The sequence below is a fragment of the Streptomyces sp. NBC_01635 genome (assembly GCF_045209715.1).
In the GTDB taxonomy this organism is placed as follows: Bacteria; Actinomycetota; Actinomycetes; order Streptomycetales; family Streptomycetaceae; genus Streptomyces; species Streptomyces hirsutus.
Map to the genome: position 1 here is coordinate 3862271 of NZ_CP109277.1, position 18109 is coordinate 3880379.

An 18109-nucleotide genomic window follows, 5' to 3' on the forward strand; every position below is an offset into this window, starting at 1 on the left:
GGCGGAACGTACGGGGCCTCGGAGCGTGAACTCCACTTCTGCTGCTCGAGGTTGGGCGGGCTCTCGTCGGTGGCGGCCGGTCCCGATCTCCTTTCGGACAACAAAGGGAAACAGTCGCCCCTGCCGTCACTCCTTGTGCGTAGAGTGCTCACTCGCCGAACTTTCTGAACACGTTCAGAAGACGTGGGGGGTCCGGCGGGGAGGGGAACGCCCGATGGGCAAGGGGGTCAAGACCGCCGTCGTCGGTGGTGTGTTCGCGGTGATGGTGGGCGGAGCCGGGTACGGGGTCTACAACATCGTGTCGGCGGTGAACGGCGACGGAGGCGGCGGCGGTCCGGACGCGGCCGTGACGAAGAAGTCCGGGCCGCCGAACAAAGGGGAGGTCGAGAAGGCGAGCGGGACGTTCTTCGCGGCCTGGGAGAAGGGGGAGGCGGCACAGGCGGCGTCGTACACGAACAACGCCGAGGGCGCCGCCCCGCTGCTGGCGGCCTACGGCGAGGACGCCCGCATAGCCGACGTCGAGATCACGCCCGGGACGCCCGCCGGCACCACCGTGCCGTTCAGCGTGAAGGCGACCGTCTCGTACGACGGGAAGTCCGAACCGCTCGCCTACAAGAGCGAGTTGACCGTCGTGCGTGGGCAGACCACCGGGCGGGCGCTGGTCGACTGGGAGCCGTCGGTCGTCCACCCGGAGCTCAAGGAGGGCGACACCCTGGTCACCGGGGAGACCGCGCAGCCGCCGATCGAGGCCGTGGGCCGGGACGGCACAGTGCTGACGAAGGAGGAGTACCCCTCTCTCGGCCCGATCCTGGACACCCTGCGCGAGAAGTACGGCGACAAGGCGGGCGGCAGCCCCGGCGTCGAGCTGACGATCCGGCACGCCGACGGTGCCGCGGGCGGGGCGGGCGCCGCGGACTCCACGCTGGTGACGCTCGCGAAGGGCAAGCCCGGCAAGCTGCGTACGACGCTCAGCGCGGGCGTGCAGGCCGCCGCCGAGAAGGCGGTGAAGGGGTTCGCCGAGTCGTCGGTGGTGGCCGTGCAGCCGAGCACCGGCGAGGTGCTGGCCGTGGCCAACCATCGCGAGGACGGGTTCGACGCGGCGTTCCAGGGCCGGGTCGCCCCCGGCTCCACCATGAAGATCATCACCGCGGCCATGCTCATCGACAACGGGGTGACCTCGATGAACGGCCCGGCGCCCTGCCCGCCCACCGCGACCTGGCAGAGCCAGACCTTCAAGAACATCACCGGCATGGAGCCGAACGAGGGCGCCACCCTCGCCGACAGCTTCCGGCATTCCTGCAACACCGCCTTCATCAAGCTCATCGACGAGGAACCGCTGACCGACGCCTCCCTCACCCAGGAGGCGCAGGAGCGGTTCGGGCTCGGCCGGGACGACTGGGCGACCGGCGTCGTCTCCTTCGACGGCAGCGTCCCCGCCGTCAGCGGCCCGGACCGCGCGGCGAACGCCATCGGCCAGGGCCAAGTGCAGATGAACCCGCTGAACATGGCGTCGGTGACGGCCACCGCCATCACCGGTACCTTCCGCCAGCCGTACCTCGTCTCCCCGGAGCTCGACGGCCGGCAGCTGGCGCAGGCGAAGGGTCTGCCGGCGGGCACCGCGAGCCAGGTGAAGCAGATGATGCGCCTGACGGCCACCCAGGGCACCGCAGCAGAGGCCATGTCCGGTCTCGGCGGCGACATCGGCGCGAAGACCGGCTCCGCCGAGGTCGACGGCAACGCCACTTCCGACAGCTGGTTCACCGGCTTCCGGGGCGACGTCGCGGCGGCGGCCATGACCCAGCAGGGCGGCCACGGCGGCGACGCGGCCGGTCCGATTGTCGCAGCTGTGCTACGAGCGGGCGGCTGACCGCGACGCACGGAAGACGGGACTCTAGGCTGGGGGCCGTCATTGGCCTGGGCGCATCGATGCCCATCGGCCCTGTATGACCATATGACGGCATGACAGTACAGCCGGCAGTCCGGCGGACTTTGCGGAGGATCGAACAGCAGTGGGCAACAGAAAGCGCGTCGCCGAGCGACGGAAGACCAACCCCGCCGTGCTCGGCGGAGTGATCGCCGTCGTCGTCGGGGGTGCCGGATTCGGTGCCTACGCGCTGTTCGGGGGCGGGTCCGGAACCGGGGACGGCACCCGGACCTCGGCCACCCAGCAGGCCAAGGCCAAGAGCGGCCCGCTGTCCGCCGCCGAGATCACCACCGCGGCCGACCGTTTCCTCACCGCCTGGCAGCAGGGCGAGGTGAGCGAGGCCGCCGACGCCACCGACGACCCGGAGGCGGCCACCGCCCTGCTCACCGGCTACGCCGAGGACGCCCGCGTCAAGGACGTCACCCTCACCGCCGGCGCCCGCACCGGCGCCGAGGTCCCGTTCTCTGTCAAGGGCACGGTGGCGTACAAGAAGATCGCCGAGCCACTGGCGTACGACAGCAAGCTGACCGTCGTACGCCGGGACGGGGACGGCGAACCGCGGGTCGCGTGGCAGCCCACGGTCGTGCACCCCGACCTCAAGGACGGCGACAAACTGGTCGCGGGCGAAACGGACACCCCGCCGATCAAGGCACTGGACCGGGACGGCGGCGAGCTGACCACCGGGACCTACCCGTCCCTGGGTCCGGTCCTCGACGGGCTGCGCGAGAAGTACGGGAAGACGGCGGGCGGCGAGGCCGGCATCGAGCTGCGGGTCGTCCGCGGCAAGGAGTCCAAGAAGGCGGAGGCCTCCGACAAGACCGTGCTGGAACTGAGCAAGGGCATCCCCGGCACGGTGAAGACCACGCTGGACCCGAAACTCCAGGCGGCGGCCGAGGAGCAGGTGGCCAAGAAGGCCAAGGCGTCGGTGGTGGTGATGCGTGCGTCGACCGGCGAGATCCTCGCCGCCGCGAACTCCTCGCGCGGGTTCAACACCGCGTTCCAGGGGTCGCTGGCCCCGGGTTCGACGTTCAAGGTCCTCACGGCCTCGCTGCTGATCGAGAAGGGCCTCGCGTCCATCGACGAGAAGCACCCGTGCCCGAAGTACTCCAGCTACGGCGGCTGGAAGTTCCAGAACCTCGACAAGTTCGAGATCAAGGGCGGTACGTTCCGCGACAGCTTCGGCGCCTCCTGCAACACCGCCTTCATCAGCCAGGCGCCCGAGCTGAAGGACGACGACCTGACCCGGCAGGCCCAGCAGGTCTTCGGGCTCGCGCGCGACGACTGGCAGATCGGGGTCTCGTCCTTCGACGGCTCGGTGCCGGTGCAGAAGGACGCCCCCATGGCCGCCTCCCTGATCGGCCAGGGCGGCGTGCGGATGAACCCGCTGAACATGGCGTCGGTGTCGGCGACGGTCAAGGCGGGCGCGTTCCACCAGCCGTACCTGGTGTCACCGGAGGTGGACGGACGGAAGCTGGCCACCGCCTCGCGCACCATGTCGGCCGGGACCGTGACGCAGTTGCGGCAGCTCATGTCGTACACGGCGACCAGCGGCACCGCGGCGACGGCGATGGCCGGGGTGAGCGGTGACAAGGGCGCGAAGACCGGATCGGCGGAGGTCGACGGTCAGAAGAAGCCCAACGGCTGGTTCACCGCGTACCGCGGGGACCTCGCGGCGGCGGGCGTCGTACAGGCGGCCGGCCACGGGGGCAAGACGGCGGGCCCGATCGTGGCGAGCCTGCTGAAGCTCGGCGGCTGAGCGGCGGCTGACCGGCGACTTACCGGTGGCTGATCCGGGGGGCCTCTCCCGGATCAGCGGGGCCGTCCGTCCGTCAGTGCGGGACCGGTTCGGCGGCTGCCGCGGCCGCGTACGCGCGTCGCAGGAACCGCGTCAGGGCCTTCGTCTCGAACTGCACCACCGACACCCCCTGTGCCGAGTGGAACTCCACGACCGTCTGCACGCGGCCGCACGGCCACACCTGCACGTCACCGCTGCTCACGGGGGTGCGCAGCCCCTGTTCGAGCAGGTCACGGGGCAGGGTCCACTCACGGGTGGGGGTGCCGGTCAGCCTCACCCCCACGGTTCGGGGGTCGCGCTCGGGGTCGTAGCTCAGCCTGACCGGCACCGCTCCTCGGTCCATGGCCTGGGGGGCGTCCGTGTCCGTGACGATCTGGGCGCGTGCGTACTGCTCGACTACGTTCATGAGTGGCCCCTTACGGTGCGCTACCTGTACGAAAGCCGTATACCCGCCCTCCCTCCAATGTCGCACAGATTCCGGGATCCGACTCTCCGTACAGGAGCGGTCACGGGCGCGGGAGCGGAAGCGGGCACGGTCAAGGGCGCACCAAGACGAACGACTCGCTCTTGCGACCATCTTGCAGGAGCAAGCATCATCGAACAGTGCATGTCCCTGACGGATTCATCAACGCCCCCGTGTCCGCCGCCACCGCGGTGGTCGCCGCCGGCGCCGTGGCCGTGAGTCTGCGCGGCGCGCGCCGTGAACTCGGGAGCGAGCGGGCGGCGCCGCTGGCCGGCCTCGTGGCGGCGTTCGTCTTCGCCGTGCAGATGCTGAACTTCCCGGTCGCGGGAGGCACCAGCGGCCATCTGCTCGGCGGCGCGCTCGCCGCGATCCTCGTGGGCCCCTGGACAGGGGTCCTGTGCATCTCCGTCGTCCTGCTCATGCAGGCGATCCTCTTCGCCGACGGCGGCCTGACCGCGCTCGGCGTGAACGTCACCTGCATGGCGATCGTCACGACGGCCGTCGCGTACACGCTGTTCCGCGGGCTGGTGAGGATACTGCCGCGCACTCGCCGGTCGGTGACCGCGGCGTCCTTCGTCGCCGCCCTGGTCTCGGTCCCGGCCTCCGCGCTCGTCTTCACCCTGATCTACGCGATCGGAGGCACCACCGATGTCGCGATCGGCAGGGTCGCCACCGCCATGGTGGGCGTCCACCTCCTGATCGGCCTCGGCGAGGCCGTGATCACGGCCATGACCGTCGGCGCCGTCATCGCCGTCCGCCCGGACCTGGTGTACGGGGCGCGCGGCCTGGAGCGAAGGCTCAAGCTGCGGGTGGACGGCGAACTGGTCGACGCCCCGGTGGCCGAAGCCGAACCGCGGCGGGCCCCGACCGCCGCGCGATCCCCGCGCGGGGTCTGGATCGGCGGCCTGGTCACCTCCCTGGTTCTCGCCGGATTCGTCAGCTTCTACGCATCCGCCGACCCGGACGGCCTGGAGAGGGTCGCCACCGACCACGGCATCGACGAGAAGGCCGAGGAGCACGACGCCGCCGACTCCCCGCTCGCCGACTACGGCGTCAAGGACGTCGACGACGCCCGGATCTCCGGCGGACTCGCGGGCGTGATCGGCGTCGGTGCCACGGTCGTCGCGGGCACCGGCGTCTTCTGGACGGTCCGCAGGCGGCGCGCGGGCGAGAAGGCCGACACGACCTCGCCGGCGCACACGAACACCGGCACGAGCGCCTGACATGGGCGCCGGCCACGCCCACCGGCTGTACCGGCACGGACACTCCCCCGTGCACGCCCTGCCGCCGCACGCCAAGCTCGCCGCGGTCCTCGCCTTCGTGGTGGTCGTGGTGTCCACCCCGCGCGAGGCGATGTGGGCGTTCGGGGTGTACGCCGTGCTGCTCGGCCTCGTCGCGTACGCAGCCCGCGTCCCGGCCGGATTCGTCCTCCAACGGCTACTGATCGAGGTGCCGTTCGTCGCCTTCGCGGTGCTCATGCCGTTCGTGGCGGAGGGCGAGCGCATCGACGTGCTCGGGCTGTCCCTGAGCGTCAACGGGCTCTGGGGCGCCTGGAACGTGCTGGCCAAGGGCACCCTGGGCGTCGCCGCCTCCGTCCTGCTGGCCGCGACGACCGGGCTGCGCGAGCTGCTCCTCGGCCTGCAGCACCTGCGGCTGCCGCCGCTGCTGGTGCAGATCGCCTCGTTCATGATCCGATACGGCGACGTGATCACCGACGAGATGCGGCGCATGCGGATCGCCCGTGAGTCCCGCGGATTCGAGACGCGCGGTGTCCGGCACTGGAGTGTGCTGGCGAAGTCGGCGGGCGCGCTCTTCATCCGCTCCTACGAGCGCGGCGAGCGGGTGCACCTGGCCATGATCAGCCGCGGCTACTCCGGTTCGATGCCGGTCATCGACGAAGTGGCCGTGTCCCGGGCACAGTGGTCGTACGCGCTGGCCCTCCCGTCCGCCGCCCTCGTCGTCTGCGTACTGGGATGGGTGCTGTGACAGCTTCTCTGGAGGTCTCCGGCCTCGCCTTCGCCTACCCGGACGGCCACCAGGCCCTGTTCGGCGTCGGCTTCTCGATCGCGCGCGGCGAGCGGGTCGCGCTGCTCGGCCCGAACGGCGCCGGCAAGACGACCCTGGTGCTGCACCTCAACGGCATCCTGACCGGCGGCACCGGCACCGTCACCGTCGCCGGACTGCCCGTCGGCAAGCGGTACATGGCCGAGATCCGGCGCCGGGTCGGCATCGTCTTCCAGGACCCGGACGACCAGCTCTTCATGCCGACCGTGCGGGAGGACGTGGCGTTCGGTCCGGCGGCGGCGGGGCTCAGGGGCCAGGAGCTGGAGGAGCGGGTCGACCGGGCGCTGGCCCTGGTCGGCATGGCCGGGTTCAAGGACCGGCCCCCGCACCACCTCTCCTTCGGCCAGCGCCGGCGGGTGGCCGTGGCGACGGTGCTGGCGATGGAGCCGGAGATCCTGGTCCTGGACGAGCCGTCGTCCAACCTGGACCCCGCCTCCCGCCGCGAACTCGCCGACATCCTGCGCTCGCTCGGCGTGACCGTCCTGATGGTCACCCACGATCTGCCGTACGCCCTGGAGCTGTGCCCGCGCGCCCTGATCCTCAGCGACGGCGTCATCGCCGCGGACGGTCCGACCGCCGACCTGCTCGCCGACGACGCTCTGATGCGCGCACACCGCCTGGAACTGCCTTTCGGCTTCGACCCACGGTCGGTGGCGGCCACGCCCGACCGTCCGTGACACCCGGCCGTCCGTGACACGCGGCCGTCCGCGACTCCCGGCCCTCCTTGACGCCCGGGTGCCCCTGCCTCCCGGCAGTCCGTGACAATGGGCGCGTGACCGACGAGGAGACCGAGGGCTCGCTGCTGCTGGACGAACAGTTGTGCTTCGCGCTGTACGCCGCCCAGCGCGCGGTGACAGCCGCGTACCGCCCGCTCCTCGACGAGCTGGGCCTGACGTATCCGCAGTATCTGGTGCTGCTGGTGCTGTGGGAGCGGGGTGAGACGACGGTCAAGGAGCTGGCGTCGGCCCTGCGTCTCGACTACGGCACGATGTCACCCCTGCTGAAACGGCTGGAGGGCGCGGGTCTGGTCCGCCGGGAGCGGGCGGCGCACGACGAGCGCTCGGTGCTGATCGCGTGCACCGGACGCGCGGAGGAACTGCGGGAGCGCGCGGCCCGGGTGCCCGGCACGTTGCTCGCGGCGACCGGGCTCAAGGGCGCCGAGGTCGTGAGACTCCGTGAGGAGCTGCGGCAACTGGCCCGGCGGGCGGAGGCGGCAGCGGAACGGTCCCGCTGACCACGAGCTACCCCCGGTAACTCCCCCCTGACGACAGCGACTTACTACCGGCCAGTACCTTGTGCACGATGTATTTGCGCACACCCGATCCGGGGAAGGCCCAGCCATGACTGACGACACCGCTGTCGCCACCGACACCCGCCCGACGAAGATCATGTACGTCGCCGAGGCCACCGCGCACGGCGGCCGGGACGGCTATGTCACCAGCCAGGACGGCCACCTCGAGCTGAAGGTCGCGATGCCCCCCGTGCTGGGCGGCGACGGCAACGGCACCAACCCGGAGCAGCTGTTCGCGGCCGGTTTCAGCTCCTGCTTCCACAACGCGCTCATCCTCGTGGGCAACCGCGCCGGCTACGACCTCACCGGCTCCACGGTCACCGCGAAGGTCGGCATCGGCCCCAACAAGCAGCGCGGCTACGGCCTCGCGGTCGCCCTGAGCGTCTCCCTCCCGGTCCTCGACCCCGACCTCGCGGCCAAGCTGGTGGACGCGGCCCACCAGGTCTGCCCGTACTCCAACGCCACGCGCGGCAACATCGACGTAACGATCGTGCTCGGCTAGCACGGCCCAGGAATCGCAGGCGGACGGAGGCGGTTGCACCCACTGGTGCAGGCGCGTGGAAGGAACCGACGGACGTGGGCGTGGATGTGCACGGCACAGTGGCCGAGGGCTTCGAACCGGTCCGGAAAGCGTTCGTCCGGAACTTCGAGACGCTCGGGGACCGGGGCGCGGCCGTCACCGTGTACCGGGACGGGCAGCGGGTCGTCGATCTGTGGGCCGGCGCGAAGGACGTCGACGGCGAGGCCGACGGCGACGGCGCCGCCACGTGGCAGCGGGGCACGGCCCAGGTCGTGCGCTCGGCAACGAAGGGCGTCGCCGCCGCCGTACCCCTGCTGCTCCACCAGTACGGCGAGCTGGACCTGGACGCGCCCGTCGGCCACTACTGGCCCGAGTTCAAGGCCCGGGGCAAGGAAGGGGTGCTCGTCCGGCACCTGCTGAACCACCGGGCCGGGCTCCCTCTCCTCGACCGCCCGCTCACCCCTCGGGAAGCGCTCGACCCGCTGCGGGGCGCCGAGGCCGTCGCCGCCCAGGCGCCCGTGTGGGAGCCGGGCACGGACCACGGCTACCACGCCCTCACCTACGGCTGGCTGCTGGACGAGCTGGTACGGCGGGTGTCGGGCCGGGGCGCCGGTGAGTGGATCGCGGAACGGATCGCCGCTCCCCTGGGGCTGGACTTCTGGCTGGGCCTGCCGGACACGGAGGCCGGCCGGGTGGGCAGGGCCGGCCCGGTCGAGGGGCCCGAGCCGTCCGGCGCGCTGCGCGCCCGGCCCAAGCGCTCGGTCACCGAGGCCTACGACGACCCCGCCTCCGTCACCCGCCGGGCCTTCGCCGCGATCGACCCGTTCCCCGACCACAACGACCCGGAGTTCCGCGCGGTGCCGCACCCCGCGGCCAACGGCATCACGACGGCGGACGGGCTGGCCCGCTTCTACGCCTCGCTCATCGGGCAGGTCGACGGCGTACGCCTCTTCGACCCGGCCACCGTCGCACGCGCCCGTGCCGAGGAGTCGGCGGGCCCGGACCGCGTCCTGGTCGTCGGCACCCGTTTCGGCCTCGGCTACATGCTGCACGGCGGCGCGTCGCCCTTCCTGGCCCCGGGCTCCTTCGGCCACCCCGGCCGCGGCGGCTCCCTCGGCTTCGCCGACCCGGAGACGGGCATCGCCTTCGGCTACGTCACCAACGGCTTCCGCAGGACCGTGACGGCGGACCCGAGAGCCCAGGCACTGGTACGGGCGGTGCGCTCCGTCGTCCTCGGCTAGCCGGGCCGTCGCTCGGACATCATCGCTCGTACGCCGTCGCTCGTACGCCGTCCTTCCTATGTCGTCGCTCAGACGTGGATCGGGTGCGAGGTGCGGCCCGACGCCGCGTCGATCTCGTCGTGCGCCTTGGTCAGCAGCTGCATCGCGAGCTCGTTGAGCGCCCTGGCCGCGGCGACCTCCTCCCCGACCCTGGGCTGGTTCTCGTCCACCCGGTGCCGGCTCGCGTGCCCGTGGCCCCGCACCTCGGTCCCATCGGGCAGGCGCACCAGCGCCGCCGCCCGCGTGTGCTGGCCGTCCTCCATGAACTCCATCTCGACGTGCCACCCCACGGTGGTGCGCATGGTGTGCGTCATGACAGTCACCTCCGGAAACCTGCTCCCTGGTTCCAGGGTGCGCCCCGCACCGGCCGGGCGCACCTGCCCGGAGCGCGACGCGCTCCTGGAGGCGAGCGGTCCATTCCCCCGTGCGGACGTCGAAGCAGCCCGCCCGGCCTACCCCGCACGCAGCATCAGCCCGATCCCGACGACCAGCAGCCCGGCCGCGGCGATGCGCGGGGCGCCGAAGCGCTCCTTGAAGAACAGGGCCCCGATCGCCGCACCGACGATGATCGAGGATTCCCGCAAGGCCGCGCCGGGGGCCAGCGCGGCCCGGGTCTGGGCCCACAGGACGAGTGCGTACGCGGTGACCGACAGTGCGGCGCCGAGCAGTCCGAGGCCGGCGTGCGGCCGGAGCAGGGCGCTCGCCCGCCGCCGCAGGCGCCAGAGGGCGTAGGCCGGGATCACCATGCCCTGGATCGCCATCAGCCAGGCGATGTAGCCGAGGGGGGAACCGGAGGCGCGGACGCCGAGGCCGTCGACGACCGTGTACGCCGCGATGGTCAGTCCGGTCGCCAGCGCCGCTCCGATGGCCGCCCAGTCGGGCCGGTGCCCGCGCAGCCCCCACAGGGCGACGCCGGTCAGGCCCGCGCAGGACAGGGCGATCCCGGCGGCGGCCCAGCCGTCCGGCACCTCGTGCGCGAAGACGGCGGCGAGGACGGTGACGACCAGGGGCGCGCTCCCCCGGGCGATGGGGTACGCCTGGCCGAAGTCGCCCAGCCGGAAGGACTTCATCAGCAGCGCTTAGTACGCGATGTGGATGGCGGCCGAGCAGAACAGGTACGGCCACGCCCCGGCCGCCGGGAACGGCACGAACGGCACCATGGCCAGCCCGATCAGCAGCCCGCCGCCCGAGATCGGCGCGAACCCGACCAGCTTGTCGGTGATCCTGTGCGCGATGGCGTTCCAGCCGGCGTGGGTGACCGCGGCGAGCAGGACGGCCGCGGTGACCAGCGGGGTCACTCGGAGCGCTCGCGCACGTCCGCCAGGATGCCGCCGGCGTGGGCGATCAGTGTCTTGGGTTCCATCGGGAAGACGGTGTACGGGGTGCCGGCCGCCGCCCACACGAGCTCGTGGTCGAGGAGGGAGCGGTCGGCGAGGACACGGGTCGTGGTGCGGTGCCCGAAGGGCGGTACGCCGCCGATCGCGTACCCGGTGGTCTCCCGTACGACGTCGGCCTTCGCGCGGGTGACCTTCTGCGCGCCGAGTTCCTGCCGAACCCGTTCCAGATCCACCCGGGAGGCGCCGTCCATGAGCACCAGCACCGGTACACCTCCCCCAAGCCCTCGGCTCCCCTCGAGCAGGGAGGACCCCCATGCCGCGAAGATCAGCGACTTGCAGATCTGGCTGAGCTCGCAGCCGATCGCGGCGGCGGCCTCGGGGGCGGTACGAGCAGCGTCGGGGAAGCGCCGGACCTGCCCGATCACCTCCGCGAGCCCCATCTCCCGCAGGGCCTCGGCGAATCGGGGGTGGACCGTGGAGCCCTCGTTGTCAGTGGCGGCTGTCGTCATGCGGGGCACGCTAGCGGTCGCCGCAGGGGCCGGGCGACCGAGTTGTCCCCGTCGGCGGGCACGTCGGGCGCACGGGGAAGCCGGTGAGGGCTCCCCGTCCCCACGGGGCCCTCACCGGCTGGTTCTGCGGTGTGGTGCGGCTGTCAGACGCGGGCCAGGTCCCGGTCGTCCGGGCTGCCGCCCTTCTCGCCGGCGTCGGCGTCGCCCTCGGTGCGCAGGCCCTCGCCCTCGACGTCCACGTTGGGCAGGGCGCGGTCCAGCCACTTCGGGAGCCACCAGGCCTTCTTGCCCAGCAGAGCCAGTACCGCCGGCACGATCGCCATGCGGACGACGAACGCGTCGAAGAAGACGGCGATGGCGAGACCGAAGCCGATCATCTTGACCATCGACTCGCTGGAGCCGATGAAGCCGGCGAAGACCGCCATCATGATCACCGCGGCCGCGCTCACCACCCGGGCGCCGTGCCGGAAGCCGGTCACCACGGCCTCGTCCGGCTTCTCGCCGTGGACGTAGGCCTCCCGCATCCGGGTCACGAGGAACACCTCGTAGTCCATGGCCAGTCCGAAGACCACGCCGACCATGAAGATCGGCATCATCGACATGACCGGGCCGGTCTCCTCCACACCCATCAGGCCGGACAGCCAGCCCCACTGGAAGACCGCGACCACGGCGCCCAGCGCGGCCATCACCGACAGGAGGAATCCGAGGGCCGCCTTGAGCGGGACCAGGATCGACCGGAAGACCACGATCAGCAGCAGGAACGCCAGCCCGACGACCAGGGTCAGGTACGGGACGAGCGCGTCGTTGAGCTTCTGCGACACGTCGATGTTCATCGCCGTGGCACCGGTGACCAGGACGTCCGCGCCGGTGTCGGCCTTGAGGCCCGTGCCGGCGTCCCGGATGTCGTGGACCAGGTCCTCGGTCGCCACGGACGAGGGCTTGGAGTCCGGGACGACGGTGATCGTCGCCGTGTCACCGGCCTTGTTGGGTGCCGCCGGGCTCACCGAGACGACGTCGTCGAGTGCCTTGATGTCGTCGCCGGTCTGCCGGAAGACGGCGTCCGGGTCGTCGCTGTTCTTGGCGTCGACCACGACGACGAGCGGGCCGTTGAATCCGGGGCCGAAGCCTTCGGAGAGCAGGTCGTAGGCGCGGCGCTGGGTGGTGGACGTCGGCTGTGAGCCGTCGTCGGGCAGGCCCAGTTCCAGGGAGGACGCCGGGATGGCCGCCGCGCCGAGGCCGACGACGCCGATCAGGAGGACGGCCACGGGGCGCCGTACGACGAAGCGCGCCCAGCGGGTGCCCATGTTCGGGCGCTGCGCCTTCTCCTTCGCCGTCCCGTTCCCCTTCTCCTCGTCCTCGCGGGCCTCGCGGGCCTCGCGCCCGCGCCGCTTGCCCTTCTCGCCCGCCGCGCGGACCCTGCGGCCCGCGTACCCGAGCAGCGCCGGGACCATGGTGAGGGCGATCAGGACGGCGATGGCGACCGTGACGGCGGCGGCGATGCCCATCTTGGTGAGCATCGGGATGTTGACGACCGACAGGCCGACGAGGGCGATGACGACCGTGAGACCGGCGAAGACGACGGCGGAGCCCGCGGTGCCGACGGCGCGTCCCGCCGCGTCCTCGCGTTCCCGGCCCTCGGCCAGTTCGGCGCGGTAGCGGGAGACGATGAACAGCGCGTAGTCGATGCCGACGGCGAGGCCGATCATCGTGGCCAGGATGGACGTGGTGGAGCCGAGTTCGAGCGTCGAGGCCAGCGCGGTGATGCCCGCGACGCCGATGCCGACGCCGATGAGGGCGGTGAGCAGGGGCAGACCGGCCGCGACCAGCGAGCCGAAGGTGATGACCAGGACGACCGCGGCGACACCGATACCGATGATCTCGGTGGCACCGGTCTCCGGGACGGCCTGGAGCGCGTCACCGCCGATCTCCACGGTCAGGCCGGCGTCGCGGGCCCCCTCGGCGGCGTCCTCGAGGGAGTCGCGCGAGGATTCCTCCAGCTCCATGCCGGATACCTGGTAGCTCACCGAGGCGTAGACGACGGTGCCGTCCCTGCTGACGCCTCCGCTCTGGTACGGGTCGGTGACGCGGGCGACCTCGGAGCCGTCGGAGAGTTCCTCGACGGTGTCCCGGACGATCGCCTTGTTGCCGGCGTCGGTCATCTTCTCGCCGGCGGGCGCCTTGAAGACGACGCGTGCGGTCGCTCCGTCGGCACGGGCACCGGGGAAACGTTCTTCCAGCACGTCGAAGGCCTTCTGGGCCTCGGTGCCGGGGATGGAGAACGAGGTGTTGCCCGCGACGGGCGCGCCGGCCGCGCCGACGCCGGCGAGCGCCAGCAGCGCCACCCAGAACAGGGCTGTGAAGTGCCGTCGCCTGAAGGCGAAACGGCCGAGTCGGTAGAGCAAAGTGGCCACGTGGGAGTACTCCCGGTCAGGTCGTGGATTCTTCAGGGCAGGGGAGATCAGCCCGACGACGTGAGCGGTGGCGTCCGTCAGGTGGGGGTGGTGGGGATGGTGGTGCCGAGGTGAGGGTTGGTACGGGTGATGCGGGTGGTGATCGCCGACCGTCGGGGTGTGCCGGTCAGCGAGGGGACACGCCGAGGGCGGGGAGCACCACGGCGTCGATGTACGAGATGAGGAACTCCCGTGTGGGCGGCAGGTCGTCGATCAGCGTCCGCGTGGCGAACGCGCCGACGAGCATGTGCACCATGTAGTCCAACGCCGGGTTGTCCGCCGGGACCTCGCCGCGCTCGATCGCGCGCCGGACGATCCTCTGGAACTCATCGACCTCGGGTTCCACGAGCAGGTCCTTGAAGGCCCGCCGCAGGTCGTCGTTCATGTGCACCGCCATGGCGAGCGCCCGCATCAGGGCGGCGTTCTGCTCCATGACGCAGTCGTCCTCGCGGCCGATGATGCTGTGCAGGTCGCCCCGGAGGGAACCGGTGTCGACGTCGCCGATGCTGCCGGGCTTCTGATGACGCATGGCTCTCACCACCAGCTCGGCCTTGCCGCCCCACTGGCGGTAGAGGGTGGCCTTGCTGGACCGGGTGCGGGCGGCCACGGCGTCCATGGTGAGGGCGTCGTACCCGACCTCGCGGAGCAGGTCGAGCACGGCCGCGTACAGTTCGGCCTCGCGCTCGGGGGTGATCCGGCTGCGCCGCACGGTCGTGACCTCGGTCATCCCGCTCACCTTCCCGCTCCTTCGTCCCTGTCGGACGTACCACCGCGCCGCACGGCACGCGTCGGTACACATAGTGCCGTACGTCCGCCGTCGCATACGCGGATTCGCATGCGGCCTCGTGCGCGGATTCGTACAAGACGAATGTACCCAAGACCTTATGAGAACGAAACCGTTTCGTACGTGTGCTGGGTCACGTCAGGAAATCCGCCACGATTCCGCACGAGTTGCTGAGGCCCGCCCCCCGGAAAAGCATGGAAGGGTGAGCTATCTGCGCCTGCCCCATCTCAACGGCGGCCTGCTGTGCTTCGTGGCCGAGGACGACCTCTGGCTCGCCCCGCTCGACGCGCCGGGCGGCCGGGCCTGGCGGCTCACCGTCGACCGCGCCAAACTCGGCCATCCCCGCTTCTCCCCCGACGGCCGCCACATCGCGTACACGAGCTGGCGCAGCCTCGCTCCCGAGATCCACCTGGTCCCCGTGGACGGCGGCCCCGGACGCCGGCTCACCTACTGGGGCACCTCCGACACCCGGGTCTGCGGCTGGGCTCCCCCGAACGGGGACGTGGACGCCGAGATCCTCGCCGTCGCCTCGCACGGCGAGCCGTTCTCGTACTTCACCTGGGCCTACAAGCTCTCCCCCGACGGCAGTCCGGGCCGCAAACTGCCCTGGGGCCCGGTGACCGACCTCCAGGTCGCCGACGTCGGCGGAGAACGGCAGACCCTGCTGCTCACCGGCACCCCACCGCACGAACCGGCCTCCTGGAAGCGGTACCGGGGCGGGGCGACGGGCAGGCTGTGGCTGCACGGACGGCGGCTGCTCGGCGGGACGGCGGACGGGACGCAAGCGGACGGAACGGCGGGCGGGACGAAAGCGGCCGTCGAGGGGGCCGGCGGCACCGGTGGCATCGACGGGCATCTGCACTCCCCGATGTTCGTCGGCGGCCGGGTCGCCTTCCTCTCCGACCACGAGGGCGTCGGCAACCTGTACTCCGTGGCGTACGACGGCTCCGACCTGCGCCGCCACACCGATCACGACGCGTTCTACGCCCGCCACGCGTCCAGCGACGGCACCCGGGTCGTCTACCAGTGCGCCGGTGACCTGTGGATCGTCGACGACCTGTCCCCGGGCTCCGTACCGCGCCGGCTCGACGTCACGCTGAGCGGGCCGCGCGCGGGGCGGCGGCGCTACCAGGTGCCCGCCGCCCACCACCTGGACGGCATCTCCGTGGACGAGACGGGCCGGGCCAGCGCCGTCGTCGTACGCGGCAGCCTGTACTGGCTCACCCACCGCGACGGCCCCGCCCGCACCCTCACGGACACCCCGGGCGTACGGGTACGGCTGCCGGAGATGCTCGGCGCGGGCGGACGAGTGGCCTACGTGACGGACGCCGACGGCGAGGACGCCATCGAGATCGCCTCCCTGCCCCGGGCGAGCGGTCACCGCCCCGCACGGCGGCTGGCCTCGGGGAAGCTGGGCCGGGTGCTGGAGATGGCCGCCGACCCGGACGGCGGGCAGCTGGCCGTCGCCTCCCACGACGGGCGCCTGCTGCTCGTCGGCACCGGCGAGGAGAGCGTGGAGGCGGGGGAGGGGGAGGGGGAGGAGACCGAGAACCCCGAAGGCGGTGAGAGCGGTGACGGCGGCGGCTCCGGCTCCGGCTCCGGCTCCGGCTCCGGCTCCGGCGAAGGTTCCGGTGAGGGGGTGGCCCCCGACACCCAGGTCACCGAGCTGATCCGGTCCATCAACGGCCCCGTGCGCGACCTCGCGTTCTCGCCCGACGGCGGGTGGCTCACCTGGTCGCATCCCGGCATCGGGCGGTCGCTGCGGCAGATCAAACTGGCCCGGATGAAGGACCGGCTGGTCATCGACGTCACCAACGGCCGCTTCGAGGACGAGAATCCGGTCTTCACCCGGGACGGCCGCTACCTGGCCTTCCTGTCCTGGCGCGGCTTCGACCCGGTGTACGACGTGCACACCGGCGACCTGTCCTTCCCGCTGGGGTGCCGCCCGTACCTGGTGCCGCTGTCGTCGGCGACCCCCTCCCCCTTCGCCCTCAGCCCCGAGGGCCGGCCGGCCGCCGGGGGCCTCGACCCGGTGGAGGCCGACGACGGCGAGGACCTCGGTGAAAGCGGCGCGGTGACCGTCGAGACCGAGGGCCTGGAGAACAGGGTCACCCCCTTCCCGGTTGCCGCCTCCAAGTACTCGGCGCTGCACCCGGTCTCGGGCGGCGGGCTGGTCTGGCTGCGCTGGCCGATCTCGGGAGCGCTCGGCGAGACCTTCGCCAACCCGGACGACACCAGCGGCCGGCCGACGCTGGAGCACTTCGCCATCAGCAGGGCGAAGAAGTCCGAACTCGTCGAGCACCTCGACTTCTTCGCGGTCAGCGGCGACGGCACCCGGCTGGTCGTCGCGGACGAGGGCGAACCGCGCGCGGTGCCCGCGACCGAGCCGGGCGACAGCGACTCCACCGTGTGGATCGACGTCCGCCGCATCCTGCACGAGGCCGACCCGGGGGCCGAGTGGCGGCAGGCGTACGAGGAGGCCGGGCGGCTGATCCGGTCCTACTTCTGGGAATCCGGCATGTGCGGCATCGACTGGGACGCGGTGCTCGCCCAGTACCGCCCGCTGGTCGAACGGGTCGCCTCCCCCGACGAGTTCGCGGACCTGCTGCGTGAACTCCTCGGCGAACTCGGCACCTCCCACGCCTACGTCACCGCCGCCCGCCGCAACGAGGGCCCGCCGCACTACCAGCGCCGTCAGGGCTTCCTCGGCGCCAACCTCGTGCCGCGCGAGCACGGTTGGACGGTCCGGCGGATCCTCCCCGGCGACTCCTCGGACTCCAGGGCCCGCTCTCCGCTGGCCGGCACCGGCATCCGCGAGGGCGCCGTCCTCACCCAGGTCGACGGCCGCCCGGTGGACCCGGTCGCCGGACCCTATCCACTGCTCGCGGGGGCGGGCGGTACGACGGTGGAGCTGACGTTCGCCCCGGCCGGGGGCGCGGGCCCGCCCCGCAGGGTCGCCGTGGTCCCGCTGATCGACGAGCGTCCGCTGCGCTACCAGGACTGGGTGGCCAAACGGCGTGAAGTGGTGCGGGAGTTGAGCGGCGGCCGGTGCGGCTATCTGCACATCCCCGACATGGGCGGCTCGGGCTGGGCCCAGTTCAACCGCGACCTGCGCATGGAGGTGTCCCGCCCGGCCCTGATCGTGGACGTGCGAGGCAACGCCGGCGGCCACATCAGCGAACTCGTCGTGGAGACACTGACCCGCACCATCCTCGGCTGGGACCTCACCCGCGACGCCCAGCCCGTGTCGTACGCGGCCAACGCCCCGCGCGGGCCGGTGGTGGCCCTCGCGGACGAGGCGACCAGCTCCGACGGCGACATGATCACGGCCGCGTTCAAGCTGCTGAGGCTGGGGCCGGTGGTCGGGCAGCGCACCTGGGGCGGGGTGGTCGGCATGACCGGCCGGCACCGGCTGGGGGACGGCACGGTGATCACGGTGCCGATGAACGCGGCCTGGTTCGACGCGTACGGCTGGTCGGTGGAGAACAAGGGCGTCGCCCCCGACCTGGAGGCACTGCGCACCCCGCTGGACTGGGCGGAGGGCCGGTACGCCGTACTGGACGACGCGGTCCGACTGGCCCTGGAACTCCTGGAGTCCGAGCCTCCGGCCACGCCCCCGACCTACAGCGACGTCCCCGACCGCTCCCGTCCGAAGCTGCCGCCGAGGGCGACATGAGAAGGGGCGCCTCCCA

The 18109-nt window shown here is 72.0% G+C and carries 14 protein-coding genes and 1 pseudogene; 9 read left to right on the forward strand and 6 right to left on the reverse strand.

Annotated features, from left to right (window positions below; genetic code table 11):
• The first annotated feature begins 214 nt into the window (after nt 1-214).
• On the forward strand, nt 215-1867 hold the full coding sequence (locus tag OHB56_RS17900) for a penicillin-binding transpeptidase domain-containing protein (RefSeq protein WP_406354398.1): 1653 nt from the start codon (nt 215-217) through the stop codon (nt 1865-1867).
• Nucleotides 1868-2009: 142 nt separating this feature from the next.
• A complete protein-coding gene (locus tag OHB56_RS17905) occupies nt 2010-3680 on the forward strand; it encodes a penicillin-binding transpeptidase domain-containing protein (RefSeq protein ID WP_406354400.1) in 1671 nt (556 codons plus the stop codon).
• A 73-nt stretch (nt 3681-3753) separates the two neighbouring features.
• Here OHB56_RS17905 and OHB56_RS17910 read toward each other — a convergent pair whose 3' ends face one another.
• Nucleotides 3754-4125, reverse strand: a complete 372-nt coding sequence (locus OHB56_RS17910) for an SsgA family sporulation/cell division regulator (RefSeq protein ID WP_406354402.1) — start codon at nt 4123-4125, stop codon at nt 3754-3756.
• 197 nt (nt 4126-4322) lie between these two features.
• Between OHB56_RS17910 and OHB56_RS17915 the strand changes: the two genes are divergently transcribed.
• The 6 genes from OHB56_RS17915 (at nt 4323) to OHB56_RS17940 (ending at nt 9298) form a co-directional block, all read left to right on the forward strand.
• Nucleotides 4323-5405 carry an energy-coupling factor ABC transporter permease gene (locus OHB56_RS17915; RefSeq protein ID WP_406354404.1) on the forward strand — a complete coding sequence of 361 codons (1083 nt, stop codon included), beginning with the start codon at nt 4323-4325 and terminating at the stop codon, nt 5403-5405.
• A gap of 1 nt (nt 5406) precedes the next feature.
• The gene (gene cbiQ, locus OHB56_RS17920) at nt 5407-6168 is read left to right on the forward strand and encodes a cobalt ECF transporter T component CbiQ (RefSeq protein WP_406354405.1); all 762 of its coding nucleotides are present in this window, start codon (nt 5407-5409) and stop codon (nt 6166-6168) included.
• Nucleotides 6156-6923 carry an energy-coupling factor ABC transporter ATP-binding protein gene (locus tag OHB56_RS17925; protein ID WP_406354407.1) on the forward strand — a complete coding sequence of 256 codons (768 nt, stop codon included), beginning with the start codon at nt 6156-6158 and terminating at the stop codon, nt 6921-6923. Before cbiQ ends, OHB56_RS17925 begins: the two co-directional genes overlap by 13 nt.
• A gap of 95 nt (nt 6924-7018) precedes the next feature.
• Entirely contained in the window at nt 7019-7480 is a 462-nt protein-coding gene (locus OHB56_RS17930) for a MarR family winged helix-turn-helix transcriptional regulator (RefSeq protein ID WP_406354409.1), read from the forward strand.
• 106 nt (nt 7481-7586) lie between these two features.
• Complete coding sequence (locus OHB56_RS17935) at nt 7587-8039, forward strand: organic hydroperoxide resistance protein (protein WP_326753173.1); 453 nt, start codon at nt 7587-7589, stop codon at nt 8037-8039.
• Between the two features lie 80 nt (nt 8040-8119).
• Nucleotides 8120-9298, forward strand: coding sequence for a serine hydrolase domain-containing protein (locus OHB56_RS17940; RefSeq protein WP_406359125.1), 1179 nt, complete (start codon nt 8120-8122; stop codon nt 9296-9298).
• Between the two features lie 68 nt (nt 9299-9366).
• On the opposite strand, the gene OHB56_RS17945 is transcribed toward OHB56_RS17940, so the two are convergent.
• From OHB56_RS17945 to OHB56_RS17965, 5 genes and pseudogenes are all read right to left on the reverse strand, one after another.
• On the reverse strand, nt 9367-9651 hold the full coding sequence (locus OHB56_RS17945; protein WP_055596649.1) for a DUF1876 domain-containing protein: 285 nt from the start codon (nt 9649-9651) through the stop codon (nt 9367-9369).
• Between the two features lie 138 nt (nt 9652-9789).
• Nucleotides 9790-10635, reverse strand: a pseudogene (locus OHB56_RS17950) (EamA family transporter).
• On the reverse strand, nt 10632-11183 hold the full coding sequence (locus OHB56_RS17955; protein WP_406354411.1) for a YbaK/EbsC family protein: 552 nt from the start codon (nt 11181-11183) through the stop codon (nt 10632-10634). Before OHB56_RS17955 ends, OHB56_RS17950 begins: the two are co-directional and overlap by 4 nt.
• A 143-nt stretch (nt 11184-11326) precedes the next feature.
• On the reverse strand, nt 11327-13594 hold the full coding sequence (locus OHB56_RS17960; protein ID WP_406354412.1) for an MMPL family transporter: 2268 nt from the start codon (nt 13592-13594) through the stop codon (nt 11327-11329).
• A 166-nt stretch (nt 13595-13760) separates the two neighbouring features.
• Complete coding sequence (locus OHB56_RS17965; RefSeq protein ID WP_326753175.1) at nt 13761-14360, reverse strand: TetR/AcrR family transcriptional regulator; 600 nt, start codon at nt 14358-14360, stop codon at nt 13761-13763.
• A 259-nt stretch (nt 14361-14619) separates the two neighbouring features.
• Between OHB56_RS17965 and OHB56_RS17970 the strand changes: the two genes are divergently transcribed.
• Nucleotides 14620-18093 (forward strand): S41 family peptidase, encoded by a 3474-nt coding sequence (locus tag OHB56_RS17970; RefSeq protein ID WP_406354413.1) that lies wholly within the window; start codon nt 14620-14622, stop codon nt 18091-18093.
• Nucleotides 18094-18109 lie beyond the last annotated feature (16 nt).

What these genes read in the sequence shown, in the direction of transcription:
- OHB56_RS17900 (WP_406354398.1), top strand. Translation starts at nt 215, where the DNA reads ATGGGCAAGGGGGTCAAGACCGCCGTCGTCGGTGGTGTGTTCGCGGTG.
- OHB56_RS17910 (WP_406354402.1), bottom strand. Translation starts at nt 4,125, where the DNA reads ATGAACGTAGTCGAGCAGTACGCACGCGCCCAGATCGTCACGGACACG.
- OHB56_RS17925 (WP_406354407.1), top strand. Translation starts at nt 6,156, where the DNA reads ATGGGTGCTGTGACAGCTTCTCTGGAGGTCTCCGGCCTCGCCTTCGCC.
- OHB56_RS17955 (WP_406354411.1), bottom strand. Translation starts at nt 11,183, where the DNA reads ATGACGACAGCCGCCACTGACAACGAGGGCTCCACGGTCCACCCCCGA.
- cbiQ (WP_406354405.1), top strand. Translation starts at nt 5,407, where the DNA reads ATGGGCGCCGGCCACGCCCACCGGCTGTACCGGCACGGACACTCCCCC.
- OHB56_RS17965 (WP_326753175.1), bottom strand. Translation starts at nt 14,360, where the DNA reads ATGACCGAGGTCACGACCGTGCGGCGCAGCCGGATCACCCCCGAGCGC.
- OHB56_RS17945 (WP_055596649.1), bottom strand. Translation starts at nt 9,651, where the DNA reads ATGACGCACACCATGCGCACCACCGTGGGGTGGCACGTCGAGATGGAG.
- OHB56_RS17935 (WP_326753173.1), top strand. Translation starts at nt 7,587, where the DNA reads ATGACTGACGACACCGCTGTCGCCACCGACACCCGCCCGACGAAGATC.